Source organism: Streptomyces sp. ID05-39B, from assembly GCF_033794725.1.
In the GTDB taxonomy this organism is placed as follows: domain Bacteria; phylum Actinomycetota; class Actinomycetes; order Streptomycetales; family Streptomycetaceae; genus Streptomyces; species Streptomyces bobili.
The window spans coordinates 1-11,946 of the sequence record NZ_JARGEF010000250.1 but is presented as its reverse complement, the minus strand read 5'-3'; the positions used below and the strand labels follow the sequence as shown (position 1 = coordinate 11,946).

Below are 11,946 nucleotides of genomic sequence, written 5' to 3'. Positions count from 1 at the left end.
CCAGCCTCCACCTCGCGGCCGGACAGCTCGCGGTAGCCGCCCGGGTGCCCCGAGCCACCCGGGCGGCTACCGCGAGCTGTCCGGCCGCGAGGTGGAGGTGCTGCGCCTCGTCGCCGAAGGCCAGTCCAACAAGGCGATCGGCGTCTCGATGGGCCTGTCCGCGCTGACAGTCAAGAGCCACCTCGCCCGCATCGCCCGCAAGCTCGGCACGGGCGACCGCGCCGGGATGGTCGCGGTGGCGCTGCGCACCGGCATCATCCACTGAGGGCTCCGGGCCGACGGCCCGCCGTCCCCGTCCGCCTCGCCACACCCCCGATCCATCCTCGGTCCGCCCCCGATCGGCCCGCGGTCTGCCCGCGGTGCAACGCGATCATCTCCGACTCACCTCTGTCCCCCGACCCGCCTCGTTCCCCCTTGGTCCTTCAGCGACCTGACCGGTTTGCGACCCTGCGGCGCCCGTCGACGGAACGTTCCGTCGACGGGCGCCGCCTACACACGGATACCCTTGACAGGTGACCGACGCCCAAGAAACCGCAGCAGCCAGCTCACTGCGAACCACCGGAGGCGCCCCTCCGGAAGACGACGGACCGACTGCTGCCGGGGCGCCGACACCATTGCTCGAACCTCGCGAGGGCATTCCCCCCGTGATCGCCGACGACGCCGCCCTCGCCGAGATGATCGCCGCCTTCGCCGCCGGCTCCGGCCCCGTCGCCGTGGACGCCGAACGCGCCTCCGGCTACCGCTACGGCCAGCGCGCCTATCTGGTGCAGCTGCGCCGCGAGGGCGCCGGCACCGCACTGATCGACCCGGTCGCCTGCCCCGACCTCTCCGCCCTCGGCGAAGCGCTCTCCAGCGTGGAGTGGGTGCTGCACGCGGCCACCCAGGACCTGCCCTGCCTGCGGGAAATAGGCATGGTGCCCACCAGGCTCTTCGACACCGAACTGGCCGGGCGGCTCGCCGGCTTCCCCCGGGTCGGCCTCGGCGCGATGGTCGAGGGCGTCCTCGGATTCGTCCTGGAGAAGGGGCACTCCGCCGTCGACTGGTCCACTCGCCCCCTGCCCGAGCCGTGGCTGCGCTACGCCGCCCTTGACGTCGAACTCCTCGTCGACCTGCGCGACGCCCTGGAGAAGGACCTGGACCGGCAGGGCAAGCTGGAGTGGGCCCGGCAGGAGTTCGACGCGATCGCCTCGGCGCCGCCGCCGGAGCCCCGCAAGGACCCCTGGCGCCGTACGTCGGGAATGCACAAGGTGCGCCGGCGTCGTCAGCTCGGCGTGGTGCGGGAGCTGTGGCAGACCCGGGACCGGATCGCCCAGCGTCGGGACGTGTCGCCCGGCAAGGTGCTGTCCGACGCGGCCATCGTGGAGGCCGCGCTCGCCCTTCCCGCCAACGCCCACGCGCTGGCCGCGCTGAACGGCTTCGGCAACCGGATGAGCCGGCGCCAGCTGGAGCAGTGGCAGACGGCCGTCGACCGGGCCAGGGCGATGAGTGAGTCCCAGCTGCCTCAGCCGGGGCAGTCGGTCGTAGGCCCTCCCCCGCCGCGTGCCTGGGCGGACAAGGACCCCGAGGCAGCGGCCCGTCTCTCGGCCGCGAGGTCGGCCGTCTCGGCGGTGGCCGAGGAGGTGAACATGCCGCAGGAGAACCTGATCGCTCCGGACACCGTCCGGCGGGTCTGCTGGGAGCCGCCTCAGCCGGTCGACACGGAGTCGATCACCTCGGCACTCACGGCCCTGGGCGCACGTCCGTGGCAGGTGGAGCAGGTGACACCCGTGCTGGTCGCGGCCCTGTCGGCGAAGGCCGCGGGCACAACTGGCACGGCAGCCACAACGGGTACAACGGGCACGATGGCCGCACAGGCCTCGCAGTCCGCGCAGGCCGCGAGCTCACACGGGACCGGCTCTGCGGAGAGGGCCGGTACGCCGCAGACCGCCGATACGGCGCAGACGAACGGCACGCCGGGGACGAACGGTACGCCGGAGTCCGCCGGTACTCAGGAGGCCGGTACGCCGGGAGTCGGCGCGCAGGAAACCGGAGTGCGGCAGCCCGGGGCGTAAGGGACCTGACTGTCTGGCCGCCGTAGACATCGCTGTCGTACGGCGGCCGTTCGGGCCCTGCGGTAAGCGGTTACGCGGGCCGTTTCCGTGCTCGAGGGCTCATCTGGTCGCCCCGCGCATGAAACCGTTGTAGATGTATTTCTGGAGGGCCAGGAAAACGATCAGTGTCGGCAGGATGACCAGGACCGCTCCTGCCGAGATCGTCTCCCAATGGGCCGCGTAGGGGCCCTTGAAGCGGAACAGCGACGTCGAGATCACGCCAAGATCTTGAGAGGGCATGTAGAGGAACGGGATGTAGAAGTCGTTGTAGACGGTGATCCCCTTCACGATCACGACTGTTGCGATCGCCGGTTTCAGCAACGGGAAAATGATCTTTCGGTAGATGGTGAACGCGTTGGCCCCGTCCAGGCGGGCCGCCTCGTCCAGCGAGATCGGGATCGAGCGGACGAACTGCAGAAAGATGTAGATCGACACGATGTCGGTGCCCATGTACAGGACGATCGGTGCCCAGCGGGTGTCGAAGAGGCCGAAGCTGTGGACGATCTGGAAGGTGGCCACCTGGGTGGTCACCCCGGGGACCAGCGCGGCGACCAGAAACAGGGCGACCACCAGTTTCCGGAACCGGAACCTGAACCGGTCGATGGCGTACGCCGTCATCGAGCCGATGAGGACCGTGCCGCCGACCGAGATCAGCAGGATGAAGGCGGTGTTTCCGAAAGCGGTGAGCATGCCGCCGTCCTGGAACGCCGTCACGTAGTTGTCGAAGTTGAACGGGTTGTGGGGCAGGGTGAGCGCCCCGCCGTCGTTCGCCGTCTCGTTCTCGGTCTTCAGGGACGTCAGCAGGACGACCCCGAGCGGGAGCAGGACGAGCACCGTCGCGAGGATCAACGACAGGTAGACGAGGGTGCGGGCAACGGCTCGGCGCGTCATACGAGGTCCACCCTGTCGTCGGGGACGAGGCGCCGCTGGACCCAGGTCACCAGCAGGATGATCAGCAGCAGCACGACGGCCGCCGCCGAGGCGAGCCCCGTCTTGTTGAACTGGAAGGCCAGCTTCACGGTCTGGATCACGAACGTCTCGGTACCGGTCGCCCCGCCCGTCATGATGTACGGGATCTCGAAGGCCGAGAGGGACCCGGAGACCGACAGGATCACGGTGAGGGTCAGCACCGGTTTGATGCCGGGCAGGATGATGTACCGGAACTGGTGCCAGCGGGTCGCGCCGTCCAGCTCGGACGCCTCGTACAGCTCCCCCGGGATCGACTGGATCGCGCCGAGGAACAGGACGAAGTTCATGCCCAGGTAGCGCCAGACCGAGACGCCGGCGAGCGAGGTGTTCGCGGAGAAGGGCGTCCCGAGCCAGGCGTGATCGGTGTGGAACCCGAAGAGGCCGAGGACCGTGTCGAAGGTGCCGCCGTCCTGGAAGAAGTAGAGAAAGACGAAACCGATGGCGACGCCGTTGACCAGGGACGGGAAGAACAGCACGCCCTTGAAGAAGTTGCGGAAACGGACCTGGAAACTCAGGATCGTCGCGAAGTACAGCGCGGCGACGATCTGGATCACCGAGGCGATCAGGTAGTAACCGCTCACGAAGAACACCTGGAAGAGGTCTTCCCTGGTGAAGATCTCCGTGTAGTTCTCGGCGCCCGTGTAATGCAGTTCCGGGCTCACGCCGTCCCAGTCGGTGAAGCTGTACGCGACCATGTTGGCGATCGGCGCGTAGGTGAAGGTGATCAGCAGGGCGAGCGGCGCGAGCAGGAACAGCCAGGGGGTGAGCGCCCGCCAGGTCCGGGTGCGGCGCGGAGCCGGCAGGGGGGTGGTGCCCTCCGAGGCCGGCGCCGCGGCCTCGGGGGGCACCTTCTCGGTGGTGTGCGTCATCGGCCGGTCACGCTCTTCTGCGTCGCGGTCCACTTCTTGCCGAGGTCCGCGAGGAAGTCGTCCAGGCTGCCCTTCTTCGCGCCGCGCGCCAGGTCGACCAGGTCCTGGCGGTACTCGGGCTTGTAGATGCCGACCTCGGACTCGTCGTCGATCAGTTTGACCTCGGCGCCCGCCGAGTCGTCCAGCTCGATCAGCTTCACGCCGGCGTCGTCGTAGGGCTTGAGCACCTGGGGCATCGGGGCGTCCTTGAGCGGGGAGATGGCCAGGTTGTCCCGGTCGTAGCCCGACTTGTCGGTGAACCAGTCGATCCAGGCGCGAGCCGCCTCCTTGTGCGGGGAGTGGACGTTGACGGCCTGGTTGTAGTCCGGGCCGACGGTTGCGCAGAAGGTGCCGTCGGACTGGGCGGGGAACGGCATGAAACCGATGTCTTCGGGGTTCACGCCGGCCTTCTTCGCGGCATCCTGGAACTGGATGATCGCCCACGTGCCGAGCCACTGGGTGGCGATCTCACCCTTCGCCAACTGCGGCTTGGAGAGCTCCCAGTTGGTGGTGGTCGGGTCCTTCTCGGCCAGTCCCTGGCGCACGATGTCGTAGAGCAGTCCGTCGCCGACGCGCAGGTCCGAGCCCTGCGCCCACGGATCGCCCTGGGCGAGTTTCGTGGTGGCCTGCGGGTCGCAGCCGACCGAGCCGTTGACGTATGTCCACGAGGTCAGGGGCCACTGGGCGGCGAAGTTCGTGTAGTAGGGGACCGCGTCCGTCTTCTGCTTGATGGCCTTGAGGCCGGCGAGGAACCCGGCCGTGGTGGTGGGCCATTCGGTGATGCCGGCCTCCTTCCACACCCGCTTGTTGTAGACGAAGCCGGGCATCACGCCGACCGGGCTCTGGCCGTAGACCTTGCCGTCGACGGTGGTGAAATCGGTGAAGCGGTATTTGCCGGCGCGTTCGGCCTCGGTGCCCAGGGAGGCGAAGAACTTCGGGTAGTCGTTCTTCTTGATCACGGCCGGGATCAGGAGGACATCGCCGTAGTCCTCGGTGTTCATCCGGATCTTGATCTCTGCCTCGTAATTGGTGAGTGCCTGGAACTCGACCTTCACCTTCGGGTAGATCTTGTTGAACTCGGCGGCGTACTTCTTCATCGTGCCGTCCTGCACGAGATCGGTGCGGACGGTGAGAACGGTGATGTCTCCGCTCACTTTCGACGGGTCGTCGGGCGCCTTGGCATCGGCGCCCTTCGAGGTTCCTCCGGTACCGGTGCAGCCGGGGAGCAGCAGGGCGGCTCCGGCGACCAGGGCGAGCACTGTACGGCGGTTCATGTGCGTCAACTCCGTTCACGGGACGGACGAGCACGTGCGGGGTGAGGGAACGCGTACGGGCCTGTCGGGGACGTACGGGTCGGCAGAGTCCGTACGAGTTGGCTGATTCGGCACTCTGACAGCGCTTTCTCAACCGGTAAAGTCCGCATCCGGCCAAGGATGATGAAACGTCTCCCCATCCGCCGATCGACCGGTTTAGGGAGCCGCGTACCGGGAGCACGGAGCATGGACCGCTCACACCACCGGCGCCGCTCGTATCGCCGGCAGCGGTCGCGACGCTTCGACATGACCGGGCCGAGCCGGCCGTCGCCAGTCCGATGCCGTTCATCCCGAACGGTGGCGCCCGCTCCGGTGCCGACGCCGCGGGCACCGAAGGCTCCGCCGGGCGTGTGACATTCGCCGCTCCGCCGGGTAGGACTGTGCAGCTACGTTACCCACAAGTAGCATGGTTCTGAGCGCGCGCTCAGCGCTTGCGCAAGCAGCAGTGCCATCCCGCACCTGGAGGAGAGCCATCGTGCCTCGTACCGTCAGGGATGTCGTCTTCGTAGACGGCGTCCGTACCCCGTTCGGCAAGGCGGGCCCGAAGGGCATCTACCACGAGACCCGTGCCGACGACCTCGTCGTGAAGGCGATCCGGGAGCTGCTGCGCCGCAACCCCGGCCTCGACCCGAAGAAGATCGACGAGGTCGCCATCGCCGCGACCACGCAGATCGGCGACCAGGGCCTCACGCTCGGCCGCACCGCCGGCATCCTGGCCGGTCTGCCGACCTCCGTGCCCGGTTACTCCATCGACCGCATGTGCGCGGGTGCCCTGACGGCCGTCACCGCGGTCGCCGGCTCCGTCGCCTTCGGCGCGTACGACATCGCCATCGCCGGCGGCGTCGAGCACATGGGCCGCCACCCGATGGGCGAGGGCGTCGACCCGAACCCGCGGTTCGTCAGCGAGAAGCTGGTCGACGAGTCCGCCCTCTTCATGGGCATGACCGCGGAGAACCTGCACGACCGTTACCCGCAGATCACCAAGCTGCGCGCCGACGAGTACGCGGTCCGCTCGCAGGAGAAGGCCGCCAAGGCCTACGCCGACGGCAAGATCCAGGCCGACCTGGTGCCGGTCTCCGTGCGGCGTACGAACCCCGAGGCCGGTGAGACGGGCTGGGGCCTGGTCACCGCCGACGAGCCGATGCGTCCGGGAACGACCCTGGAAAACCTTTCCGGGCTGAAGACCCCGTTCCGCGTGCACGGCCGGGTCACCGCCGGCAACGCGGCCGGTCTGAACGACGGCGCAACCGCTTCCCTCATCGCTTCCGAGGACTTCGCGCGCGAGAACGGCCTGCCGGTCAAGATGCGCCTGGTCGCCTACTCCTTCGCGGGCGTCGAGCCTGAGGTCATGGGCTACGGCCCGATCCCGGCCACGGAGAAGGCCCTCGCGCAGGCGGGTCTGTCCATCTCGGACATCGGTCTCTTCGAGATCAACGAGGCCTTCGCCGTCCAGGTCCTGGCCTTCCTGGACCACTACGGCATCGCCGACGACGACGAGCGCGTCAACCAGTACGGCGGCGCCATCGCCTTCGGCCACCCGCTGGCCTCCTCGGGCGTCCGTCTGATGACGCAGCTGGCCCGCCAGTTCGAGGAGCAGCCGCACGTCCGCTACGGCCTGACCACCATGTGCGTCGGCTTCGGCATGGGCGCGACGGTCATCTGGGAGAACCCGCACTTCGAGGGGGACAAGTGAGCACCACCGCTGAGCTGTTGAAGGGTGCGGCCGAGCTGTTCCCGGACGAGGTCGTCACGTCGGCGCACGTACGCCATCTCGACCTGCCGCAGGGTGCCGGGCGCTTCGCCCTGATCACCCTTGACAACGGCCTGGACCACACCAAGCCGACCACCTTCGGCCCGCAGTCGCTGGCGAACCTGAACACCGCCGTCGACCAGGTCGAGAAGGAGGCCGCGGCCGGCGAGATCGTCGGTGCCGGCGTCACCGGCAAGCCGTTCATCTTCGCGGTCGGCGCCGACCTCAAGGGTGTCGAACTGCTGAAGGAGCACGAGCACGCGCTCGCCATCGGCAAGGGCGGCCACGAGGTCTTCAAGCGCCTGTCGGGCCTGGCCGTGCCGACCTTCGCGTACTACAACGGCGCGGCCATGGGCGGCGGCGTCGAGGTCGGTCTGCACTGCACCTACCGCACGGTGTCCGCGGCCCTGCCCGCCTTCTCGCTCCCCGAGGTCTTCCTTGGTCTGGTCCCCGGCTGGGGCGGCTGCACCCTGCTGCCGAACCTGATCGGCGCCGAGCGTGCCGTCCAGGTGATCATCGAGAACTCGCTCAACCAGAACAAGCAGCTCAAGGGCGCGCAGGTACACGAACTGGGCATCGCCGACGCCCTGTTCGAGGGCGCGGACTTCCTGGAGCAGTCGCTGATCTGGACGGCGTCCGTCCTCAGGGGCGAGATCGTCGTCGACCGTCCGGTGATCGACCGCGGCGAGGCCTGGGACCAGGCCGTCGCCAAGGGCCGCTTCATCGCGGACAGCAAGGTGCACGGCGCGGCCCCGGCCGCCTACCGCGCCCTCGACATCATCGCCGCCGCGAAGAACGGCGACCTCCAGCAGGGCTACGACGCCGAGGACCAGGCTCTCGCCGACCTGATCATGGGCGGCGAACTGCGCGCCGGCATCTACTCGTTCAACCTGGTGCAAAAGCGCGGCAAGCGTCCCGCCGGTGCGCCGGACAAGAACCTGGCCCGCCCGGTCACCAAGGTCGGCGTGGTGGGCGCGGGCCTGATGGCCTCGCAGCTCGCCCTGCTGTTCCTGCGCCGTCTGGAGGTGCCGGTCGTGCTGACCGACATCGACCAGGAGCGCGTCGACAAGGGTGTGGGCTACGTCCAGGCCGAGATCGACAAGCTGCTCGGCAAGGGCCGTATCAACCAGGACAAGGCCAACCGCCTCAAGGCGCTGGTGAGCGGTGTGCTGGACAAGGCCGAGGGCTTCTCCGACGCGGACTTCATCATCGAAGCCGTTTTCGAGGAGATCGGCGTCAAGCAGCAGGTGTTCGCCGAGGTCGAGGCGGTGGCCCCGGCGCACGCCATCCTCGCCACCAACACCTCGTCCCTCTCGGTCACCGAGATGGCGTCGAAGCTGAAGAACCCCGAGCGGGTCGTGGGCTTCCACTTCTTCAACCCGGTCGCGATCCTGCCGCTGCTGGAGATCGTGCGGGGCGAGGCGACCGACGACGCGTCGCTGGCCACCGCCTTCGCCGTCGCCAGGAAGCTGAAGAAGACCGCGGTTCTGGTGAAGGACGCTCCGGCGTTCGTGGTGAACCGCATTCTGACCCGTTTCATGGGCGAGGTGCAGAACGTCATCGACGAGGGCACCCCGGTCGAGGTCGCGGAAAAGGCGGTGGAACCGCTCGGCCTGCCGATGTCCCCGCTGGTCCTCCTGGAGCTGGTCGGTCCGGCCATCGGCCTGCACGTTTCGGAAACGCTCAACCGGGCGTTCCCGGACCGTTTCACGGTCTCGCCGAACCTCAAGGCGGTCGTGGAAGCCGGCAAGCGCGGTTTCTACGTCTACGACAGCGGCAAGCCCGAGCTGGACCCGGAGGTCGCCGCGCTGCTGAAGCAGGGCGACACCGTCCTCACCGAGGAGCAGGTGCGGGCGCGTGTTCTGGACGCGGTGGCGCAGGAGATCGGGCTCATGCTCGACGAGGGCGTCGTCGCCGAGGCGCAGGACATCGACCTGTGCCTGATCACCGGTGCCGGCTGGCCCTTCCACCTGGGCGGCATCACGCCGTACCTGGACCGTGAGGGTGTGTCGGAGCGGGTGAACGGCAAGAGGTTCCTGGCTCCGGGCGTGGCGTCGATCCCGGCGTAGTACGGACACATACGCGTACACGCACGCGTAGTAGGGAGAGGGCCTGCGCCGGTCGGCGCAGGCCCTCTTCTCGTCGCCGGTCGTCGCGTGGCCCGGCCGGGCAGACCTCCCGCCACGCCATGAGCGCCGGTCCCATTTCGTCCTCGCCCGGGACCACGAGGAGTCGCCCGGACGAGGCGGACAGGCTCACCGCGACCAACCGGTCCTCGTGGTCCCGGGCGAGCGGCCCCCTCGGGTCGCCCTCACGCGGGCAGGTCGTCCGGGGCAGGTCGTCCGGAGCGGGTCGTCCATGGCACCCTGGGCGCCATGGACGACGCCGACAGCCCGCTGCTCGTGATCGTCGACGCCGCGAACGTGGTGGGGTCGGTGCCCGACGGATGGTGGCGCGACCGGCGAGGGGCCGCGGAGCGGCTGCGGGACAGGCTGGCCTCCGAAGGGCTGCCGGGGCGCTCGGGGGCCGTGGAGGTCGTCCTGGTCGTGGAGGGCGCCGCACGCGGTGTGGAACCGGTTCCCGGCGTACGGGTGGAGTCGGCACCCGGCAGCGGTGACGACCACATCGTCGACCTGGTGGCCCTGGCGGGTGACCGCCCCCGCCTCGTCGTCACCGCCGACCGCGAGCTGCGCCGCCGGGTGACCGCCCTGGGCGCCGAGGTGACGGGGCCGCGGACCATCCGGTCGTAATCGATTACCTGCCCCGAGACGCTATGTAAGCGATTGCCTGCCCGAGACGGTATGTAAGCGATGACTCGCGCGCAATCCCGCGTAAGCGGTTACCGACAAGAATCCTGATGTAAGCGGTTACGCCTTCACCAACAAGACGTAAGTGTCGTTTAACCTCTGCCGTCGGACAGGACGGTCGCGTCCCCGGTAACGGGGGTGACTTGGCCGGTCCAGGACCGGGGTTCCTGGGGTGGACCCCAGGTCACTTCGACGTCGGTGCCGTGGAAGTCGCGTGCGAGTCCCGTCACCATGAGGGCCGCGGCGGTCCGCGCCTCGTGGGGGTCAGCGTTGATCGGCACGTCGGTGAGGCGCCCGCAGAGCATTCCACCTTCCACAGTGAGAACGCCATGGCGCCACCCGTCCGGCGTCGCCAGCAGGACGATTCCCTTCGGCATGCCAAAGGTTGGCCGCTTCTTCTTCTCCTTCTTTCGTCTCACCATGCCGTAATCCAACATGCCGGCTTCGTGGCCGCGACGTTGGGTGGCTCTGAACAGTTTCTCTGGCCCCGGAGGCACGAGTCCGGTGGCACCAGGGTGTTGATCGGGATATGAATGTTCGTCAGAAGTGGTCCCAGGGGCTGGGCTTGCGGTGGAAGCACCGTTGCGCTTCCGAGAGCCGCGTCGACAGACGGCCAACCGAACGGCAGGGCCAGGATCTTCCGGCAGCTGCTGCGAGGGTGGTGGCGACCGCCTTGGGCGCCACTGACCGACGCGGCCCGCTGAACCTCCCCGAGCCCTTGCCGTCAAGTGCACTCCAAGTCCTAGAGTGACGCTTCCAACCCCCCCCCCTCGCCTGCGACGGAGCACCGGTATGCGCTATCGAGTCCTTGGTAAGACCGGCATCGAGGTCAGCACCCACTGCCTTGGCACAATGATGTTCGGTGCCGTCGGCAACCCCGACCACGAGGACAGCGCACGCGTCATCCACGCTGCGCTCGACGCCGGCATCAACTTCGTGGATACCGCCGACATGTACTCGGCCGGCGAATGCGAGGAGATCGTCGGCAAGGCGCTCAAAGGCAGACGCGACGACGTCGTGCTCGCCACGAAGGTGCACTTTCCGCTGGGGGAGGGACGCAACCGCAGCGGCAATTCGCGCCGCTGGATCCTCAAGGCCGTCGAGGACAGTCTGCGGCGCCTGGACACGGACTGGATCGACCTCTACCAGGTGCACCGTCCTGACCACACCACCGACATCGAAGAGACGCTGTCCGTCCTCAGTGACCTGGTCAGGGCAGGCAAGATCCGGATGTTCGGCTGCTCCACGTTCCCCGCCGAGGACCTCGTCGAGGCTCACCACGTGGCGGAGCGGCGCGGACTGATGCGGCTGCGCACGGAGCAGCCGCCGTACTCGATTCTCGCGCGCGGCATCGAACGGTCCGTGCTGCCCACCGCGCAGCGCCTGGGCATGGGAGTGCTGACCTGGTCACCGCTCGCCTCGGGATTTCTGTCCGGCGCCTACCGCGAGGGCCGACCCGTCGACCTCACCACCGGCCGCGCCAAGCACACTCCGCACCGCTTCGACCCAGCCGTCCCGGGCAACGCCGCGAAGCTCGCTGCCGTCGAGCAACTCGTCACTCTCGCCGAGGAAGTGGGCTGCACCCTGCCGGAACTTGCCGTCGCCTTTCCGTTGGCGCACCCGGCCGTCACGTCGGTGATCATCGGTCCGCGCACCATGGACCACCTCGCCTCGCTACTGAAGGGAGCTGACCTGCTGCTCGACGACGCGGTGCTCGACCGTATCGACGACATCGTGGCTCCTGGCGCCGATCTCTATCAGGCCGACGGTGCCTGGCAGCCGCCGTCGCTCACCGAGCGCGCGTGGCGCAGGCGCCCGGCTGGGGAGCGGGCGGTCGCGGACTGAGCCTGTCGTTCGAGGGTCAGGCGCGAGCGCAAGGTCGACCAACGTCCGCACCGGACCGTCCGTACACAGCAGCGCGTCGCACAGCAGGTAAGCGCTCACTCAATCGAAACCGGTCGAAGGCGGTTACCCACCCGCAACTCGCGCGTAAGCCGCTACCCCGTCCGCAACCCTGCGTAAGCGGTTACCGCGCGCGCCCACCGTGCAACACCCACCCCTTTCCCTTATAACAATCTCCGAGCCCACAAAAAAGGAAAAAAACCCAAA

9 protein-coding genes and 1 pseudogene are annotated in these 11,946 nt (G+C 68.4%); 6 read left to right on the top strand and 4 right to left on the bottom strand.

Annotation, left to right across the window (positions count from 1 at the left end; translation table 11 throughout):
• Together P1P75_RS34415 and P1P75_RS34410 are read left to right on the top strand one after the other, a co-directional pair.
• Positions 1-265, top strand: a 265-nt coding sequence (locus P1P75_RS34415) for a helix-turn-helix transcriptional regulator (protein WP_319262908.1), incomplete at its 5' end; no start/stop codon positions are given.
• Positions 266-512: 247 nt separating this feature from the next.
• Positions 513-1,796 (top strand): annotated as a pseudogene (locus tag P1P75_RS34410) (HRDC domain-containing protein); the annotation flags it as partial.
• A gap of 354 nt (positions 1,797-2,150) precedes the next feature.
• On the opposite strand, the gene P1P75_RS34405 reads toward P1P75_RS34410, so the two are convergent.
• The 3 genes from P1P75_RS34405 to P1P75_RS34395 are packed head-to-tail and all read right to left on the bottom strand — an operon-like array spanning position 2,151 to position 5,241.
• Positions 2,151-2,981: a carbohydrate ABC transporter permease gene (locus tag P1P75_RS34405; RefSeq protein WP_319262907.1), complete on the bottom strand. Its 831-nt coding sequence runs from the start codon at positions 2,979-2,981 to the stop codon at positions 2,151-2,153.
• Entirely contained in the window at positions 2,978-3,928 is a 951-nt protein-coding gene (locus tag P1P75_RS34400; protein WP_319262906.1) for a sugar ABC transporter permease, read from the bottom strand. Before P1P75_RS34400 ends, P1P75_RS34405 begins: the two co-directional genes overlap by 4 nt.
• Positions 3,925-5,241, bottom strand: a complete 1,317-nt coding sequence (locus tag P1P75_RS34395; protein WP_319262904.1) for an ABC transporter substrate-binding protein — start codon at positions 5,239-5,241, stop codon at positions 3,925-3,927. The genes P1P75_RS34400 and P1P75_RS34395 overlap by 4 nt, the downstream gene beginning before the upstream one ends.
• A 514-nt stretch (positions 5,242-5,755) precedes the next feature.
• On the opposite strand from P1P75_RS34395, the gene P1P75_RS34390 reads away from it, so the two are divergent.
• The 3 genes from P1P75_RS34390 (at position 5,756) to P1P75_RS34380 (ending at position 9,780) form a co-directional block, all read left to right on the top strand.
• Positions 5,756-6,973, top strand: coding sequence for an acetyl-CoA C-acyltransferase (locus tag P1P75_RS34390; RefSeq protein WP_086768036.1), 1,218 nt, complete (start codon positions 5,756-5,758; stop codon positions 6,971-6,973).
• Positions 6,970-9,099, top strand: a complete 2,130-nt coding sequence (locus tag P1P75_RS34385) for a 3-hydroxyacyl-CoA dehydrogenase NAD-binding domain-containing protein (RefSeq protein WP_319262902.1) — start codon at positions 6,970-6,972, stop codon at positions 9,097-9,099. The genes P1P75_RS34390 and P1P75_RS34385 overlap by 4 nt, the downstream gene beginning before the upstream one ends.
• A gap of 306 nt (positions 9,100-9,405) precedes the next feature.
• Complete coding sequence (locus tag P1P75_RS34380) at positions 9,406-9,780, top strand: NTP pyrophosphohydrolase (protein ID WP_319262901.1); 375 nt, start codon at positions 9,406-9,408, stop codon at positions 9,778-9,780.
• A gap of 149 nt (positions 9,781-9,929) precedes the next feature.
• On the opposite strand, the gene P1P75_RS34375 is transcribed toward P1P75_RS34380, so the two are convergent.
• Positions 9,930-10,259: a hypothetical protein gene (locus P1P75_RS34375; RefSeq protein WP_319262899.1), complete on the bottom strand. Its 330-nt coding sequence runs from the start codon at positions 10,257-10,259 to the stop codon at positions 9,930-9,932.
• Between the two features lie 370 nt (positions 10,260-10,629).
• Here P1P75_RS34375 and P1P75_RS34370 point away from each other — a divergent pair, with 370 nt between their 5' ends.
• Entirely contained in the window at positions 10,630-11,682 is a 1,053-nt protein-coding gene (locus P1P75_RS34370; RefSeq protein ID WP_319262897.1) for an aldo/keto reductase, read from the top strand.
• The last annotated feature ends 264 nt before the right edge of the window (positions 11,683-11,946 follow it).

Coding starts and splice junctions, on each gene's coding strand:
- P1P75_RS34405 (WP_319262907.1), bottom strand. CDS start 2,981: ATGACGCGCCGAGCCGTTGCCCGCACCCTCGTCTACCTGTCGTTGATC.
- P1P75_RS34400 (WP_319262906.1), bottom strand. CDS start 3,928: ATGACGCACACCACCGAGAAGGTGCCCCCCGAGGCCGCGGCGCCGGCC.
- P1P75_RS34395 (WP_319262904.1), bottom strand. CDS start 5,241: ATGAACCGCCGTACAGTGCTCGCCCTGGTCGCCGGAGCCGCCCTGCTG.
- P1P75_RS34380 (WP_319262901.1), top strand. CDS start 9,406: ATGGACGACGCCGACAGCCCGCTGCTCGTGATCGTCGACGCCGCGAAC.
- P1P75_RS34375 (WP_319262899.1), bottom strand. CDS start 10,259: ATGGTGAGACGAAAGAAGGAGAAGAAGAAGCGGCCAACCTTTGGCATG.
- P1P75_RS34370 (WP_319262897.1), top strand. CDS start 10,630: ATGCGCTATCGAGTCCTTGGTAAGACCGGCATCGAGGTCAGCACCCAC.